This window comes from Actinomadura montaniterrae, assembly GCF_008923365.1.
In the GTDB taxonomy this organism is placed as follows: Bacteria; Actinomycetota; Actinomycetes; order Streptosporangiales; family Streptosporangiaceae; genus Spirillospora; species Spirillospora montaniterrae.
Genome location: NZ_WBMR01000050.1, coordinates 33782 through 50861, shown reverse-complemented (window position 1 = coordinate 50861; position 17080 = coordinate 33782). Strand labels below are relative to the sequence as shown.

Here is a 17080-nt window from a genome sequence, read left to right as displayed (position 1 = left end):
GTGGGCGCTGCCCGGCGGCCCCGGCTGCGCGAGCCACGCCCGCCGCGTGCTGCGCGACGCGCTCGCCTCGCTCGGCGTGCGGGACGAGGTGATCGGCGACGCCCAGCTCATGGTGAGCGAGCTGGCCACCAACGCCCACCAGCACGCCGGCGACCATGGCCCGCACGAGCTGTGGCTCTACCTCGGCGACCCGGCCAGCGGCCCGTCCGGTGGCCCGTCCGACCGGCCCGGGGTCCTGGCGGGCGGCGAGGTGCGGTGCGCGGTCTTCGACGCCTACGCCGAGGCGGCGCTGCCCGGCTACTCGTGGACGTCCGGGGACTGCGGGCGCGGGCTCAGCATCGTCCGGGAGCTGTCGTGCGGGCGCTGGGGCATGCTGCGGACGCTGTCACGGCTCGGCCCGGGCGTCCGCGGCAAGGCCGTCTGGTTCGCCGTCCCGGTGCGCGGCGGCGTGCAGCAGCCGGTCCCCGGCCTCTAGGCGCTCCCCGCTCGCAAGCCCGGGCTCCGCGTCCCGGGCCTCCAGCGCGGGGGCGATGTCGGTGACCATCGACAGCAGCGACCTGGTCAGCAGCGTCTGCACCTGCGCGCGGTCGAGGGTCCGCTCCTGGAGCCACTGCCGCGTCGCCGCGTCCGCGAGCCCGGAGTAGACGCGCAGGACGGCCCGCAGCGTGCCGGTCGGCGCGGGCACCCGCAGGACGGCGAGCATGTGCTCGACCGTCCGGTCGCGGAACCGGTTGACGATGTCCAGCAGCTCCGGGTCCTGCCCGAAGCCCTCCGCGTCCAGTGCCGCGAACCAGGTGGTGGCGTTCCGCTCGGCGGTGTCGAGGAACAGGTTCACGCACAGTTCGACGGTCTCGGGCAGCGTCATCCGCTCGTCCGGCGGCGGCGCCTGCACCGCCGCGGTGGCGGTCAGGCCCTGGACGACCTTGAGGAACAGCTCGCGCTTGGTGCCGAAGTAGTAGTGGATGAGCCCGCGCTGGACGCCGGCCTCGCGGGCGATCGCCGCGGTGGCGACCTCCGCGTACGGCAGTTCGGTGAACATGCGGCGCGCGACGTCGAGGATCTGGTCGCGCCGCTCGTCGCGCGGCAGGCGCTGATAGCGGGCCTTCGGGCTCCTGGTGCCGCCCGGGCGCGGCGTCGCGGCTCCGGCGGCCTCGCCGCGCGGGGCTGCGCGTCGCTCCATACCGACCAGTAGACCATCCTCATTGGCGTATCGCCAACATTGACCATCACTCCGCCGATAGACCGCCGGGTCGAGCGCGCCCGGCCGGTGTGCGATCCTGGGCGGGCGACGGACGCGGAGGAACCCGGTGCGAATCCGGGGCTGTCCCGCAACTGTGACCAGGGGAGCGCCCCCTCGACGCGGCCACGGCACGCGGTGCTGGAAGGCCGAGGGAGCGCGGTGATCCGGGAGCCAGGAGACTCCGGCCGTCGGACAGGCACCGCCACGGGCGTGGACACCCGAGGAAGGATGACGACACGTGCGACCCGCGTCGAAGACGGGCGCCGGCCGGCCGGAGCGGCGCGCCCGCGCGCGCTACCCCTTCTCCGCCGTCGTCGGGATGGACGATCTCAAGCTCGCCCTGCTGATCAACGCCGTGTCGCCGGGCGTCGGCGGCGTGCTGGTACGCGGCGAGAAGGGCACCGCGAAGTCGACGATCGTGCGCGCGCTGGCCGGGCTGCTGCCGCCGGTGCCGGTCGTGCCGGGCTGCCGGTTCTCCTGCGATCCCGCCGACCCCGACCCGTCCTGCCCGGACGGCCCGCACGCCGCCGGCGGCGCGGAGGCGCGGGCCGCGCGGCTGGTGGAGCTGCCGGTGGGCGCGTCCGAGGACCGGCTCACCGGCTCGCTGGACATCGAGCGCGCGCTCACCGAGGGCGTGAAGGCGTTCGAGCCGGGCCTGCTCGCGGCGGCGCACCGCGGCGTCCTGTACGTCGACGAGGTCAACCTCCTCCACGACCACCTGGTCGACCTGCTGCTGGACGCGGCGGCCATGGGCGAGTCGTACGTGGAGCGCGAGGGCGTCTCGGTCCGGCACGCGGCGCGGTTCCTGCTGGTCGGGACGATGAACCCGGAGGAGGGCGAGCTGCGCCCGCAGCTGCTGGACCGGTTCGGGCTGACCGTCGAGGTCGCCGCGACCCGCGACCCGGCCGAGCGCGCCGAGGTCGTCCGGCGGCGGCTGCGGTTCGAGGACGACCCGGACGGTTTCGCCGCGGCCTTCGCCGAGGACGAGGCCGACTTGGCTAACCGGATCGCCGCCGCCCGCGACCGGTTGCCCGCCGTGGAGCTGACCGACGCTGCGCTCCGCCAGATCACCGCCGTGTGCGCGTCGTTCGAGGTCGACGGCCTGCGCGCCGACCTGGTGACGGCGCGGGCGGCGATCGCGCTGGCCGCCTGGCACGGCCGCGACGCGGTGACGGCCGACGATGTGCGGACGGCGGCGCGGCTGGCGCTGCCGCACCGGCGCCGCCGCGACCCGTTCGACGCGCCCGGCCTGGACCGGCAGAAGCTCGACGAGGTCCTCGACGAGCACGGCGACGATCCGGAGCCGCCGCCCGACGACCCGGGGCCTTCCGACGACGGCCCCGGCGGACCGGACGGGGGAGGCGGCCTTCCCGGCGGCCTTCCTGACGGCCCCGAACAGGACGCGTCCGTCCCGCCGCCTGCCGTCCCGCCGCAGGCGGAACAGGCCGAGCCGTCCGTGGAGAGCGGCGGCCCGGGGCGTTCGGGTGAGAGCGAGCCCGCGCCCGCGGACGCCGCCTACAAGCCGCGCCTCTTCACCGTCCCCGGGCTGGGCGACGGGGCGCCGGGGCGGCGTTCCAAGGCGCGCAGCCCGTACGGACGCGTATCGGGTGCCCGGCCGGGCGCGCGCGGGCTGCACCTAACAGCGACGCTCCGCGCGGCGGCACCGCACCAGCGCGCGCGGGGACGCAGCGGTTCCGGTCTGGTCGTCCAACCCGAAGACCTGCGCGAAGCGGTCCGCGACGGGCGCGAAGGCAATCTCGTCCTGTTCGTGGTGGACGCCAGCGGTTCGATGGCGGCGCGCAAGCGGATGCGCGCGGTGAAGGGCGCCGTCCTGAGCCTCCTCCTCGACGCCTACCAGCGGCGCGACAAGGTCGGCCTCATCACCTTCCGGGGCCGGGACGCCGACCTGGCGCTGCCGCCCACGTCGTCGGTGGAGGCCGGGGCGCGCCGCCTCGACGCGCTGCCGACCGGAGGCCGCACGCCCCTGTCCGCAGGGCTGATGCGCGCGGCGGAGGTGCTGCGGGTCGAGCGGCTGCGCGACCCGGCCCGGCGCCCGCTGCTGGTCGTGGTGACCGACGGCCGCGCCACCCACGGCCCCGACCCGTCACGGGCGGCCGGGCTGCTCGCCGGCGTCGCGTCCGTGGTCGTCGACTGCGAGTCCGGGCCGGTGCGGCTCGGCCTCGCCGCCGCGCTCGGCGCCCGGCTCGGCGCCGAGGTCGTCCGGCTCGACCGCCTCGCCGCCGACGCGCTCGCCGGCGTCGTCCGCGACGCGCGCGGCGGCGCACGGAACGTCGCGTGACCGCCGGGCGGTCCGCCGCAGATCCAGCAAGCGCAGATCCAGGAAGCAGGGGCTGAGATGCCGCAGGGCAAGCCGGAGTACGTGCCGGACGACGGGCTCACCACCAGGCAGCGCCGCAACCGGCCGCTGGTGATGGTGCACACCGGGCCGGGCAAGGGCAAGTCGACGGCAGCGTTCGGGCTCGCGCTGCGGGCCTGGAACCAGGGCTGGCCGATCGGGGTGTTCCAGTTCGTCAAGTCGGCGAAGTGGCGGATCGGCGAGGAGAACGCGCTGCTCGCGCTCGGCCGCCTGCACGAGCAGACCGGCGAAGGGGGGCCGGTGTTCTGGAACAAGATGGGCGAGGGCTGGTCGTGGATCCAGCGGCCCGGCACCGAGGCCGACCACGAGGCCGACGCCCGCGAGGGCTGGGAGCAGATCAAGCGCGATCTGGCCGCCGAGACGTACCGCCTCTATGTCCTGGACGAGTTCACCTACCCGATGAAGTGGGGCTGGGTCGACGTCGACGACGTCGTCGCCACGCTGGCGGACCGTCCCGGCAACCAGCACGTGGTGATCACCGGCCGGGACGCCGACCCGCGGCTGATCGAGGCCGCCGACCTGGTCACGGAGATGGGCAAGGTGCGGCACCCGATGGACAGCGGCCAGAAGGGGCAGAAGGGCATCGAGTGGTGACCGTCCCGCGGCTCGTCGTCGCGGCGCCCTCGTCGGGCAGCGGCAAGACGACCGTGGCGACCGGGCTGATGGCCGCGTTCGCGCTGCGCGGCCTGCAGGTGTCCCCGCACAAGGTCGGCCCGGACTACATCGACCCCGGCTACCACGCGCTCGCGACGGGCCGCCCCGGCCGGAACCTGGATCCCTGGCTGACGTCCGATGAATTGGTCGTGCCGCTGTTCCTGCACGGCGCGGAGGGTGCGGACATTGCGGTCGTCGAGGGCGTCATGGGCCTGTACGACGGTGCGGCCGGGCTCGGGCCGTCCGCCTCGGCCGGGGGAGGGGACTACGCGTCCACCGCGCACGTCGCGACGCTCCTGGACGCGCCGGTCGTGCTGGTCGTGGACGCGTCCGCCGCCGCGGGACGGTCCGTCGCGGCGCTCGTCCACGGGTTCCGGTCGTTCGGGACGGTCCGCGTCGGCGGCGTCGTCCTGAACCGGCTCGGTTCCGACGGCCACGAGCGCATGTGCCGTGAGGCCGTCGAGGAGCTCGGGCTGCCGGTTCTGGGCGCGCTGCGCCGCACCGACGACGCGGCGACGCCGTCCCGGCACCTCGGGCTTATACCGGCGGCCGAACGCAGCGCGGAGGCGGTGGACACCGTCCGGCGGCTGGGCGAGCTGGTCGCGGCGTCATGCGATCTCGACGCCGTCCTAGCGCTGGCCCGGGAGGCGCCGGAGCTGGACGCCGCGCCGTGGGATCCGTCAGAGGCCGTGCCGGAGAAGCATCCAGGACGTCCCCGGATCGCGGTCGCAGGCGGTCCCGCCTTCACATTCGGCTATGCGGAGAACGAGGAACTGCTCGAAGCGGCGGGTGCGGAGGTCGTGCGGTTCGATCCGCTGCAGGACGAGGGCCTGCCCGAAGGGACGCGCGGAGTCGTCGTCGGAGGCGGGTTCCCCGAGGTGTACGCGGCGCAGCTGTCGTCCAACGAGCCGCTGCGCGAGGAACTGGCGGCGTTCGCTGAGGCGTCCCGACCCGTGTACGCCGAGTGCGCCGGACTCCTATACCTCGCGGAGGAACTCGACGGCGCGCCCATGTGCGGTGTGCTGAATGGCGCGAGAGCGGCCATGGCCCCGCGGCTGACGCTGGGTTATCGTGCCGCGGTGGCGGTGGCCGACTCGGTCGTCGCGCGCGCGGGCGAACGGGTGCACGGGCACGAGTTCCACCGCACGGTGACGGTCCCCGACCGTGGGGAGACCGCCGCCTGGCAGTGGTCCTCGTCCGGCCCGGTGGGCTTCGTGCGGGGCGACTGCGTCGCGTCGTACCTCCACGTGCACTGGGCCGGATCGCCCTGGTTCGCCAGCCGGATGGTCGCGGCCTGCCTGTGACGGCCCCCGCCTGCGGGCATGGCGGGGATGCGGGTGGAGGGAGAGGTGTGGACGTCTTCACCGGGAGCGTGCGCCTGGAGGCCGGGCGCCTCGTCCTGCGCCCGTTCGGGCTCGACGACGCGCCCGACCTGATCGAGGTGATCCGCGCGGGCGAGGACTTCCTCCCGCCGAACTTCCCTGACGCGCTGGAGGCCGAGCCGCTCGCCTGGTTCCTGCGCGAGGGCGTCCACAAGGTGCACCGCTTCGGCCTCGGCATCCACCTTGCCGTGACCGACCGCGAGACGGGCGGCCTTATCGGCACCATCGGCCTGTTCAAAGTGGACTGGGCGCAACTGACCTGCGAGGTCGGATACGGGGTGCGGTCAAGCGCGCGCGGGCGGGGGTACGCCGCCGAGGCCCTCACCCTCGTCTCGAACTGGGCGCTGCGGGACTGCGGGCTGTTCCGTATCGAGCTGCGCGCCCTCACCAGCAACCACGCCTCGATCCGGGTCGCGGAGAAGGCCGGCTACCTGCGCGAAGGGGTGGCGCGGGGCGCGGAACGCGACGCCGAGGGCGTCAACCGGGACATGTTCGTCTTCAGCCGCATCGCCTCCGATCTCCGTCAGGACGGTCCGGAATGCTGACCGATCCGGGGGCGCGCGGCGCGCCGCGTCCCGGCCCGGGCGCGGCCTCCGGGAGGCTCGACGCCCACGACCAGGAGGGACGGGCATGACCGGGACACAGGCGACAGAGGCGCCCGCGGTACGGCGGACGCTGGTGATGCACGGCGCGGACACGGCGGAGGCCGCCCGCCGCATGCTGCCGAAACTGCCGGACGACTGCTTCGTCCCCGTCGGCCTCGACGCGCTGCGGAGGGCGGTCGGCGAAGGGCTCGCGCAGGTCGTGCTGGTGTCCGGCGTCGACGAGCAAGCCGCGATCGCGGGCGGCGTCCCGGCTCTCTCCGCGATCACCGCGGACATGGACGGCGGGCCGGCGCTGGCGGCCGAGGTCGAGGCGGCCGGGACGCCGCAGAGCGCCTACGAGCTGTGGGAGGCCGCCGGACGGCTCGGGCCGTGCGGCCGGGAGCTGTGCCGCCGGACCGCCGGCGAGCTGGAACGCCTCGCCGCCGAGGCGGCCGGGTCGGCCGAGAGCCCGGTGGCCGCGCAGGTCGTGCTGGTCGACGCGAAGGGAGAGCGCATGGTGGGGATGTTCGGGCGGATGGCGCGGTAGCCGTGCTCACGGTCAGCGGCCGCGACGGCGCGCCGCGCTCCGGGACCGCGCTCGCGGCACGGGCCTTCGCGCTGGCGGGCGTGCCCTGGGACGACGCCCTTGTCGTCTCCGCTGCGGAATTCCGGCGCGCGGTGAACGCCTGCCGTGCGCACCCCAAGGTGGCCGTCCTGACCGCCCCCGGCGCGGGACCCGCCGAACTGGGACGCGCCCTGTTCCCGCAGACGCCGCGCTCCTTCATCGTGTGCGAGGACGTGGACGGGCCCGAGGAGCGCGTCGTCCACGTCCGTCCGGCGGAGGCGACCACACGCCCGTGGAACAAGCCGGACGTGGTCCTCGTGCTGGACAACCGGCGCGCGGAGGACGCTCCTACATGGATAGCTGGCCCCGCCCTAAGGGAACCGGCCTGGGCACTGCCTCAGGAAGCCTTCGTTGGGGAACCGGCTCTGACACCGGAAGCGCGTGCGTTCGCCTTGGCCAAACTGGGGCCGCGCATAGGGGACATGGTCTGGGACATCGGTTCCGGTGACGGCTCGGTGGCGATCGAATGCGCCCGCTTCGGCGCGGCGGCCGTCGCTCTCGACCGCGACGACTCCGTCTGCGTCCGGCTGCGGGAGAACGTCCGCAGGCACGGCGTCCGGGTCGCGGTGTCGCGGGGCGAGATCGGGACGGTCGTCGATCACCTGCCCGTTCCCGACGCCGTCTTCCTGGCGGACGCGTCCTCCGAGGCGCTGGCCACCTGCGCCTCGCGGGCCCGCCACCGTCTCGCCGCCACGGCACCGGCCGGCGCCACTCCCGCGCTCATGGACGTCCTCGCAGGTCACGGCTTCACCGCCCACGCCACGACCCTCCAGGCGACCCCGCTCACCGGCGCTCCGGAACCGCCGTCCCCGGTCACGCTCCTCTGGGCCGAGCGACCCGCGGCCGTCCCCGAACCGCCGGCCGCGAAGCGGATCAGGAGCATCGAGACGCTCCCGCCCCCGCCCGGACGCTCGGTCCTGTGACGCTGGTCATCGGCGTGGGCGCGTCCAGCCGGGCGGACGCGCGGGAGATCGGCGGGCTGATCCGCGCCGTGCTGGACCACGACGGCCTGCGCGGCGAGGACGTCGCCTGCGTCGCGACGGTCGAGGCGCGCGCCGGCACGGGCGGTGTCCGCGATGCCGCCGGAATGTTCGGATTTCACCTCGTCGCCTACCCTGTGGGCGTGCTGGCGCAGGTGGCGGTGCCGAACCCGGCGGAGGGCGTACGGGCCCGGACCGGGACGGCGAGCGTGGCCGAGGCGGCGGCCCTGCACGGGGCCCGCGCGCTCGGCGGCGACGCCCTCCTCGTCGTGGAGAAGCGCGCGACGGCGCGCGCCACGGCGGCGGTGGCCCGGATCGTCCCGGCGGTCCGCGCCGCGGGCGCGCCGGACATCGCGGGCGACCCCCGGATCACCGGCGAACCCGGTGATCCCGGCGAAGCCGGGTCATAGCGACCGGCGACCCGTGAAACCCTAGGTGCCCGACGACGAACTCCCCGGCGACCGCGAGGACCGACCGTGACCCACCCGACCATGATCAATCTGGAGGCGCAGTGACCGTACGCCAGCCCCACCCGATCGAGGTCCGGTCCTATGAGATCCTGCGCTCCCGGGTCGACCTGTCCCCGATGCCGCCGCTGTGGCGGGCCGTCGCGGAACGGGTGATCCACGCCACCGCCGACCTGGAGTACGCGGTGGACCTGGTCACCACGGAGGACTTCCTCGTCCAGGGCTGGTCCGCGCTGCGCTCGGGCGCCCCGATCGTCACCGACGAGCACATGACCGCCGCGGGGATCAGCGCCCGCGAGACGGCCTGCCACGCCGACGACCCCGCCGCCGCGCGGATGGCGCGCGCCGCCGGGATCACCCGGCCGGCCGCCGCGGTCCGCATCGCCTACTCCGAGGTCGGGCCGGGCGCGGTCTGGGTGGTCGGCTCCGCGCCGGAGGCGATCTTCGAGATCATCGCGCGGCGGGTCCGGCCCGCGCTGGTCGTCGGCACGCCCGTCGGGTTCGTCGGCGCCGCCGAGGCCAAGGAGGCGCTGCGGGCCAGCGGGCTGCCGCAGCTCAGCAACGTCTCGGAGAAGGGCGGACCTGCGGTCGCCGCCGCGGCCGTCAACGCGCTGCTCTACTTCGAGCAGGCCCCGCAGCCCTTCGGCCAGGGCACGTCCGCCCACGGCCAGGGCACGTCCGCCTACGGCCAGGGCGCCTATGGCCAGGGCGCCTTCGAGCAGGGCGCGCCGTGATCGGGCACCGGCCGGCGGTCGCCGGCCCCGACGACGGCGCCGACGAGGTCGACCTGCGCCACCACGGGGACGCCGAGGTCGGCGGCGGGCTCGCCGACTTCGCCGTCAACGTGCGCACCGGCACGCCGCCCGCGTGGCTCGCCGACCGGCTCCGCGCGTCCGTCGCCGACCTCGCCGGCTACCCCGACCCGCGCCCGGCCCGGCGGGCCGTCGCGCGGCGGCACGGCCGCGCCGCCGAGGAGGTGCTGCTCACCGCCGGCGCCGCCGAGGCGTTCGTGCTGCTGGCGCGCGTCCTGAAGCCCCGCAAGGCGGTCGTGGTGCATCCGCAGTTCACCGAGCCGGAGGCGGCGTTGCGGTCCGCCGGGCACGCGGTGGAGCGGGCCGTCCTCGGCAAGGACTTCACCCTCGACCCGGCCGTCGTGCCGGACGACGCCGACCTCGTCGTGGTCGGCAACCCGACCAACCCGACCTCGGTGCTGCACCCGGCCTCCGCGATCACCGCGCTGTCCCGGCCCGGCCGGACGGTCGTGGTGGACGAGGCGTTCATGGACTGCGTCCCGGGCGAGCCGGAGACCCTCGCGTCCCGGCTGCCCGCAGGGATCGTGGTGATCCGGTCGCTGACCAAGACCTGGGGCCTCGCCGGGCTGCGCGCCGGATACCTGCTCGCCGACCCGCACCTGGTGAGCCGGCTCGCGGACGCGCAGCCGCTGTGGGCGGTGTCGACGCCCGCGCTGGTGGCGATCGAGGCGTGCTGCGAGCCGGACGCGGTCGCCGAGGCGCAGACCTGGGCCGCCGACCTCGCCGCCGAACGCGACCGGCTGGCCGGCGAGCTGACCGCCCGGGGCCTGTACGTGGTGCCCGAGGCGCGCGCGTCGTTCCTGTGCCTGTGCGTGCCGGACGCGCTCGGCATCCGGGCGCTGCTGCGGCAGCGCGGCTACGCGGTCAGGCGTGGGGACACCTTCCCCGGCCTCGGCACCGACTGGCTGCGCATTGCCGTGCGCGACCGCCCGTCCAACGACGCCCTGCTGGACGTGCTCGGCGAACTGGGAATCTGAGTGGGCTGGGTATCTGAGTGGGCTGGGAATCTGAGGGAGACCACGTGGCAGACAACGGAGCCGGCGCCGTGATCGAGGAGACGCTGGCCGCGATCGCGCCGCCCGACCGGGCCGCGATGGACGAGGCCCGCGACCTGCAGGGCCGGCTGACCAAGCCGCCGGGGTCGCTCGGCGTGCTGGAGGAGGTCTCGGTCCGGCTCGCCGGGCTCGCCGGGCAGTGCCCGCCGCCGCTGCCCGAGCCCGCCGCCGTCGCCGTCTTCGCCGCCGACCACGGCGTCCACGCACAGGGTGTGACGCCGTGGCCACAAGAGGTCACCGCGCAGATGGTGGCGAACTTCGTGGCCGGCGGGGCGGTCGTCAACGCGTTCGCCAAGCAGGTCGGCGCCCGCGTCACCGTCGTGGACATCGGCGTCGCCGCGCCGCTGGAACCGGCCCCCGGCCTGCTCTCCCGCAAGATCGCGCCCGGCACCGCCGACATGACGGCCGGCCCCGCGATGACCGCGGACGAGGCCCGCCGCGCGGTCGCGACCGGCATCGAGGTGGCCCGCGAGCTGGCGGGCCAGGGCGCCCGCTGCCTGATCACCGGCGACATGGGCATCGCCAACACCACCGCGTCCGCCGCGCTGATCGCCGCTTTCACCGGCCTGCCGCCCGAGCGGGTCACCGGCCGCGGTACCGGCATCGACGACGCCACGCACGCCCGCAAGGTCGAGGTCGTCCGGACGGCCCTCGTCCGGCACGGCCTGTCGGAAGGCGCAGGAACCCGCGACCCCCTCGACGTCCTGGCGGCCGTCGGCGGGTTCGAGCACGCCGGGATCGCCGGGTTCGTCCTCGGCGCCGCGGCGCTGCGCGTCCCGGTCGTCCTGGACGGGGTGATCGCCGGATCGGCCGCCCTCGCCGCCGCCGCGCTGAGCCCCGACGCCCTCGCCGGCTGCGTCGCCGGGCACCGCTCCGCCGAGCCCGGCCACTCCGCCGCCGTCGATCATCTCGGCCTGCGCCCGCTCGTCGACCTGGAGCTGCGGCTCGGCGAGGGCACCGGCGCCCTGCTCGCGTTGCCGCTGGTCCAGGGCTCGGTACGGGTGCTGCACGAGGTCGCCACCTTCGACTCCGCCGGCGTCACCGAGAAGTCCGCCGGGGCCACCGAGAAGGAGGCGGCGCCCCGTAACGACATGATCTCGGAATGAGTCACGCTCGGCTATCGAACGGCCGGAGCCCCTCTCCATGAACTCCCCAACCCGAGTACCTTTGTTCCGCAAAGACACTTGTCCGTCACCGGCGTCCGAAAGAATCACCACGTGCCCCCGTACCTGCTAGGTCTGCGCCTTCGAGGGCGACGCGTCCTCGTCGTCGGCGGCGGCCGGGTCGCGCAGCGCCGCGTCCCCGCCCTGCTGGACGCGGGCGCCGAGGTCGTCCTCGTCTCGCCCGAGGTGACCCCCTCGCTGCAGGGCCTCGCCGAGGCCGGCCGCATCGCCTGGCACGCCCGCCCCTACCGGCGCGGCGACTGCGCCGGCGCCTGGCTGGTGCAGGCCGTCACCGACGACGCCAAGGTCAACGGGGACGTCGTCGCCGACGCGGAGGCCGCCCGGATCTGGTCGGTGCGGGCCGACGACGCCGAGTCGTCCCCGGCGTGGACGCCCGCGAGCGGGCAGGCCGGCGACGCCACCGTCGGGGTGCTGCTCGGGGGCGACCCGCGCCGCGCCGCCGGCATCCGCGACGCCGTGGTGGACGGGCTCCGCGACGGCGCCCTCGAATCCCGGCACTCGCGGCGCAAGCCGTCCGGCGTCGCGCTGGTCGGCGGCGGCCCGGGCGACCCGGGCCTGATCACCGTCCGCGGCCGGCAGCTGCTCGCGATGGCCGATGTCGTCGTCACCGACCGGCTCGCCCCCGGCGGGCTGCTGGACGAGCTGGCCGACGACGTCGAGGTGATCGACGCCGCGAAGATCCCCTACGGCCGGACCGTCACCCAGGACACGATCAACGACTACCTCGTCGAGCACGCCAAGCAGGGGAAGTTCGTCGTCCGGCTCAAGGGCGGCGACCCCTTCGTCTTCGGCCGCGGCGGCGAGGAGGCGCTGCACTGCGCCCGCAACGGCGTCCCGGTCACGGTGGTCCCCGGGATCAGCAGCTCGGTCGCGGTGCCGTCCGCCGCCGGCATCCCGGTGACCCACCGCGGCGTCGCGCAGGAGTTCCACGTCGTCTCCGCGCACGTCCCGCCGGGGCACCCCGAGTCCACCGTCGACTGGGAGGCGCTCGGCCGCGCCCACGGGACGCTCGTACTGCTGATGGCGGTCGAGCGGATGGCGCTCATCGCGCCCGCCCTCGTGCGCTATGGTCGGTCGTCCGACACGCCGGTCGCCGTCATCCAGGACGGCACCCTCCCGGGCCAGCGGACGCTGACCGCGACGCTGGGCACCGTGGCCGACGAGATGGCCGCCGGCGGAGTCCGGCCCCCGGCGATCGTGGTCGTGGGCGACGTGGTCGACGTGGCGCGAGAGATCGACATGATTCGAGCCGACTTGGGACGGGATCCGTGACACCCCCCGCAGAGCGAAGCGCGGTCCACGACGAGGAGGCGGGCACCGGACGCGGAGGCGAGGACTCCGCGAAGCCCGCGTCCGGCGACGCCATGCCCGAAGAGCCGGACACCGGCGCGTCCGCCGAGAAGGCCGCGCCAGCCGGTGAGACGGCTTCGGGCGCCGAGACGGCCTCGGGCGGCGAGCCGGCGTCGGGCGGCGATCCGGCCGAGGAGAAGGCGTCCGGCGGCAGGGCGCGCGGGGGCGGTGCGCCCCGGCCCCGGCCCGCGCCGTCCGGCGGCGCGACGGTCCGGCAGGGCGAGCTGGTCAGGGCGCTGACCGCGCTCCGCGAACAGCTCGGCGCCTTCGACTTCCTGCTGGAGGTCCCCGGCGTCCAGGAGGCCCGCGAGGCCCGCGACGAGCTGCGCAACCAGCTCGACGACTACGTCCTGCCCCGCCTGCAGGCGGCCGGCGCGCCGATGCTGGTGGTGCTCGGCGGATCGACCGGCGCGGGCAAGTCCACGCTGGTCAACACGCTCGTCGGGGCCCGGGTGAGCGCCACCGGCGTGCTCCGCCCCACCACCAGCAGCCCGATCCTCGTCTGCCACCCCGACCACGTGCAGTGGTTCATGGAGGGGCCGATGCTGCCGGGCATGGGACGCGTCCGCGGCCCGGCGCCCGACGCCATCGCGGGCGACCAGCTGGTCATCATCGCCAGCGAGGCCCTCCCGCCCGGCCTGGCGCTGCTCGACAGCCCCGACTTCGACTCCGTCTTCGAGGACCACTACGAGTTCGCCACCAAGCTGATGGCGGCCGCCGACCTGTGGCTCTGCGTCACCACCGCCGCCCGCTACGCCGACGCGCAGGTGTGGCAGATGCTCCAGCGCGCCAAGGAGAACGGCGCCACCATCGGCGTCGTGCTCTCGCGCGTCCCGCAGGGCGACGGCCCCGGCGGGCGCGCCGGATCGGTCGGGCAGGGCAGCTCCGACGTCGTCGAGCACTTCGGCGAGATGCTCGACGAGCACGAGGTCGGCGACGCCCGCCGCTTCACCATCCCCGAGACCCGGATCGAGGAGAGCCGGCTCCCCGAGGAGACCGTCGAGGACATCCGCGCCTGGCTCACCGGCGTCGCCGAGGACGTCGAGGACCGCGAGATCGTCATCAGCGACACCCTCGCCGCCGTCCTCGACAGCTTCCGCACCCGCGTCCCCGAGCTGGCCCGCCAGGTCGAGGCGCAGGTCGAGCAGCGCGCCGAGCTCGCCCAGCAGGTCGAGGCCGCCTACGGCACCGCCCTCGCCGAACTCGACGAGGCCACCCGCAACGGCTCGCTGCTGCGCGGCGAGGTCCTCGCCCGCTGGCAGGACTTCGCGGGCACCGGCGACCTGCTGCGCGCCCTGCACGTCCAGCGCGCGCGCCGCGGCCGGGGCTCCAGCCGGCGCCGCCGCAGCCCCGCCCGTGTGCGCGCGCTCAAGGCCGCGCTGCGCAGCGGGCTCGAATCGCTGATCATGTCGTCCGCCGAGCACGGCGCCGAGCAGGTCGTCGCCCGCTGGCGCGACCACCCCGCCGGCGGCACGGTGCTCGCCGGCTGCGGCGACGAGATCGGGCACGTCTCCCCGGAACTGTCGCGCCGCGTCACCCGCGCCGTCAGCGCCTGGCAGGACCACGTCCAGGAGCTGATCCGCACCGAGGGGGTGACCAAGCGCTCGGTCGCCAAGCTCGTCTCGTTCGACACCGAGGCGGTCTCCCTCGTCCTGATGATCGGCCTGCTCGGCTACGGCACCTCCGACGTCGCCGTCGAAGGCGGCAACAGCGCCGTCCCGCAGCGGCTCCTCAAGGCGCTGTTCGGCGCCGAGTCGCTGCGCGGCATGGGCGCCAAGGCCCGCGCCGACCTGCGCAGCCGCATCGGGATGCTGTTCGACGAGGAGGCCATCCGGTTCGGGCAGGTGCTCGACGGCGCCGGCCTGCCCGACGAGACCGTCCCCGTCCAGCTGTACCAGGCCACCTACAACCTCGAGGTCGCCCGATGACCACCTCGGCCCTGCCCGCCGGCTCGCCGACGAGCCCCGGCGGCATCCCGGTCCCCGCCACGGACGTCCCCGGCGCGCACCCGGCGGCGCCCGCCGAGCGCGCCGAACCGGCCGCCCCCACCCTCACCGACCGGCTCAACGGCCTGGACCGCCTCGTCCAGGCCGGCACCGGACGGCTGGACCGGCCCCTCCTCGAGGACGCCGACGCGCTGCTCGACCGGGCCGGCCAGCGGCTGCGGCTGTCCGGCGAGCACACCGTCGTCACCCTCGCCGGCGGCACCGGCAGCGGCAAGTCGTCCCTGTTCAACGCCATCTGCGGGCTGGAGCTGTCGCCCACCGGCATGCGCCGCCCCATGACCTCCAAGGCGCACGCCTGCGTCTGGGGCCTCGACGGCGCCGGCCCCCTGCTGGACTGGCTCGACGTCGACAAGCGGCACCGCTACGCCCGCGCCAGCGCCCTCGACCTGGAACGCGCCGACAGCTCCCTGCAGGGCCTCGTCCTGCTCGACCTGCCCGACCACGACTCCATCCAGGCCCTGCACCGCGCCGAGGTCGACCGGTTCGTCACGATCGCGGACCTGCTCGTCTGGGTCGTCGACCCGCAGAAGTACGCCGACGCCGCCCTGCACCGCAACTACATCGTCCCCTTCGCCCGGTACGCCGGGGTCACCCTGATCGTCCTCAACCAGGTCGACCGGCTCGCCCCCGACGAGATCGACGACTGCGTCGCCGACCTGCGCCGCCTCCTGGAGGCCGAGGGCCTCGCCCAGCCGCGGATCATCACCACCTCCGCCGTCGCCGAGGACGGCGTGCACGGCTTCCGCGACGTCCTCGTCGACACGGTCGCCGCCCGGCGCGCCCGCAGCGAACGCCTCGCCGCCGACGTCGACCGGGTCGCCGAGCGCTTCGCCGAGCACCGCTTCGCCGCCGAGCCCCCGACCGGCGTCGACGAGGGCCGCCGCACCGAGCTCGTCCAGGCCCTCACCGACGCCGCCGGCGCGCCCGCCGTCGCCGAGGCCATGGAGAGCGCCTACGAACTGCGCGCCGCCGACTTCGTCGGCTGGCCCGTCAGCGCCCTGATCACCCGGCTCCGCTCCGACCCGCTGCGCCGGATGCGCCTCACCGAACTGCGCGAGGAGCTCCGCAACGCCTTCACCGGCCCCATCGGCGCCCAGCAGGGAGACGTCGACAACGCCCTGGCCGGCGTCACCGACGGCATCACCGGCGAACTGCCCGTGCACTGGGCCCGCTCCGTCCGCGCCGCCGCCCGCTCGCACGCCACCGAGATCCCCGAGGCGCTCGGCGAGTCCCTCAAGGAGGCGCTGCCCACCTTCAACCAGGTGCCGCGCTGGTGGTGGCTGATCAAGACCTGGCAGTACTTCCTCGTCTTGGTCGCCGTGCTCAGCGTCGTCTGGATCGGGGTCCTCGTCGCCTACGGCGTGCTCAAGGTCGGCGGGGACGACCCGGGCGGCTTCATCGGCCAGGCCGGCCTCATCCCGTATGTCGCCGTCCTCGTGGTCTGCACCCTCGGCATGGGCTGGCTCACCGCGTCCGCCTGCCGCAACCTCGTCGCGCTGTCCTCGGCCAAGCACGGCGACAAGATGGAAGAGCACATGCGCGAGGGCATCGAGCGCGTCGCCCGCGACAAGGTCATCGAGCCCGTCGCCGCCGACCTGCGCGTCTACGCGGGCTTCCGGCACGACGTGGACGTCGCCCTCGGCCGCCCGCCCGCGTAGTTATCCACATTTTCCACGTCGCTGTCGCTGACGGTGACGGCTCGGGCACCGTTGGTTCCGCAAGCCACGAACCAACGGAGGATCCGTGAACGAAGCGCACGTCACCGTCATCGGCTGGACCGCCGCCGAGCCCTACTACACCGTCACCGGCAACGGGACGCCGTTCCTGTCCCTGCGGGTCGGCTGCACGCCCCGCCGCTACGACCGCGAGACCGGCTCCTGGCAGGACCTCGACACGATGTTCCTGACCGTCAACTGCTGGCGCGGCCTCGCCGACAACGTCAACGCCTCCGACTTCCGGCGCGGCACACCCGTCCTGGTCACCGGCCGGCTCCGCGTCCGGCAGTACGAACGCGACGGGCAGTGGCGGTTCTCCGCCGAGATCGAGGCCAACACCGTCGGCCACGACCTCGGCCGCGGCACGGCCGACTTCCGCCCCGTCCAGCGGGGCGGGGCCCTCACCGACGAGGACCGCCAGGCCGCCCGCGACGCCGCCGACCAGTGGGCCCTGACCGCCCCACCCGACGCCGAAGCCGAGACCCCCGCCGAAGCCACCCCCCAAGCCGCCTAACCCCCAACCCCCGCGAGTGCGGGCCCCTGCGAGTGCGGGCCCCTGCGAGTGCGGGCCCCTGCGAGTGCGGGCCCCTGCGAGGGCGGGCCCTGCGAGGACGAACGTCGGGAGGTGGAGTGTGGGGAAGGGCGAGAG

Annotated in this window: 16 protein-coding genes and 1 riboswitch; of the genes, 15 read left to right on the top strand and 1 reads right to left on the bottom strand. The window is 75.2% G+C overall.

Features of this window, described 5'->3' with window-relative positions; translation table 11 throughout:
* The coding region (locus F9B16_RS50960) for an ATP-binding protein (RefSeq protein ID WP_192808867.1) at window positions 1-475 on the top strand (475 nt) is incomplete at its 5' end.
* On the opposite strand, the gene F9B16_RS19160 is transcribed toward F9B16_RS50960, so the two are convergent.
* A complete protein-coding gene (locus tag F9B16_RS19160; protein ID WP_151541450.1) occupies window positions 386-1180 on the bottom strand; it encodes a TetR/AcrR family transcriptional regulator in 795 nt (264 codons plus the stop codon). The two genes, F9B16_RS50960 and F9B16_RS19160, sit on opposite strands and share 90 nt — an antisense overlap.
* Before the next feature lie 118 nt (window positions 1181-1298).
* Window positions 1299-1421, top strand: a riboswitch (cobalamin riboswitch).
* A gap of 57 nt (window positions 1422-1478) precedes the next feature.
* Between F9B16_RS19160 and F9B16_RS19155 the strand changes: the two genes are divergently transcribed.
* The 14 genes from F9B16_RS19155 (at window position 1479) to F9B16_RS19090 (ending at window position 16945) form a co-directional block, all read left to right on the top strand.
* The gene (locus F9B16_RS19155) at window positions 1479-3539 is read left to right on the top strand and encodes a putative cobaltochelatase (protein WP_225991762.1); all 2061 of its coding nucleotides are present in this window, start codon (window positions 1479-1481) and stop codon (window positions 3537-3539) included.
* 57 nt (window positions 3540-3596) lie between these two features.
* Window positions 3597-4211: a cob(I)yrinic acid a,c-diamide adenosyltransferase gene (gene cobO, locus F9B16_RS19150; protein ID WP_151541449.1), complete on the top strand. Its 615-nt coding sequence runs from the start codon at window positions 3597-3599 to the stop codon at window positions 4209-4211.
* Entirely contained in the window at window positions 4205-5575 is a 1371-nt protein-coding gene (locus F9B16_RS19145; RefSeq protein ID WP_192808866.1) for a cobyrinate a,c-diamide synthase, read from the top strand. The genes cobO and F9B16_RS19145 overlap by 7 nt, the downstream gene beginning before the upstream one ends.
* A 47-nt stretch (window positions 5576-5622) precedes the next feature.
* Window positions 5623-6198, top strand: coding sequence for a GNAT family N-acetyltransferase (locus F9B16_RS19140; protein ID WP_151541448.1), 576 nt, complete (start codon window positions 5623-5625; stop codon window positions 6196-6198).
* An 85-nt stretch (window positions 6199-6283) separates the two neighbouring features.
* Window positions 6284-6784: a hypothetical protein gene (locus F9B16_RS19135; protein ID WP_151541447.1), complete on the top strand. Its 501-nt coding sequence runs from the start codon at window positions 6284-6286 to the stop codon at window positions 6782-6784.
* 2 nt (window positions 6785-6786) lie between these two features.
* Window positions 6787-7785: a hypothetical protein gene (locus tag F9B16_RS19130; RefSeq protein WP_225991761.1), complete on the top strand. Its 999-nt coding sequence runs from the start codon at window positions 6787-6789 to the stop codon at window positions 7783-7785.
* Window positions 7782-8252, top strand: coding sequence for a cobalamin biosynthesis protein (locus F9B16_RS50955; RefSeq protein WP_192808865.1), 471 nt, complete (start codon window positions 7782-7784; stop codon window positions 8250-8252). Before F9B16_RS19130 ends, F9B16_RS50955 begins: the two co-directional genes overlap by 4 nt.
* A 101-nt stretch (window positions 8253-8353) precedes the next feature.
* Window positions 8354-9043 (top strand): precorrin-8X methylmutase, encoded by a 690-nt coding sequence (locus tag F9B16_RS19120; protein ID WP_151541445.1) that lies wholly within the window; start codon window positions 8354-8356, stop codon window positions 9041-9043.
* Window positions 9040-10098 (top strand): Rv2231c family pyridoxal phosphate-dependent protein CobC, encoded by a 1059-nt coding sequence (cobC, locus tag F9B16_RS19115; protein ID WP_225991760.1) that lies wholly within the window; start codon window positions 9040-9042, stop codon window positions 10096-10098. The genes F9B16_RS19120 and cobC overlap by 4 nt, the downstream gene beginning before the upstream one ends.
* Before the next feature lie 44 nt (window positions 10099-10142).
* Window positions 10143-11282 (top strand): nicotinate-nucleotide--dimethylbenzimidazole phosphoribosyltransferase, encoded by a 1140-nt coding sequence (gene cobT / locus F9B16_RS19110; protein ID WP_225991759.1) that lies wholly within the window; start codon window positions 10143-10145, stop codon window positions 11280-11282.
* Between the two features lie 111 nt (window positions 11283-11393).
* Entirely contained in the window at window positions 11394-12632 is a 1239-nt protein-coding gene (cobA, locus tag F9B16_RS19105) for a uroporphyrinogen-III C-methyltransferase (protein ID WP_151541444.1), read from the top strand.
* The gene (locus F9B16_RS19100; RefSeq protein ID WP_225991758.1) at window positions 12629-14638 is read left to right on the top strand and encodes a GTPase family protein; all 2010 of its coding nucleotides are present in this window, start codon (window positions 12629-12631) and stop codon (window positions 14636-14638) included. Before cobA ends, F9B16_RS19100 begins: the two co-directional genes overlap by 4 nt.
* Window positions 14635-16374 (top strand): GTPase family protein, encoded by a 1740-nt coding sequence (locus F9B16_RS19095; protein WP_225991757.1) that lies wholly within the window; start codon window positions 14635-14637, stop codon window positions 16372-16374. The genes F9B16_RS19100 and F9B16_RS19095 overlap by 4 nt, the downstream gene beginning before the upstream one ends.
* Before the next feature lie 85 nt (window positions 16375-16459).
* Entirely contained in the window at window positions 16460-16945 is a 486-nt protein-coding gene (locus F9B16_RS19090) for a single-stranded DNA-binding protein (RefSeq protein WP_151541443.1), read from the top strand.
* The last annotated feature ends 135 nt before the right edge of the window (window positions 16946-17080 follow it).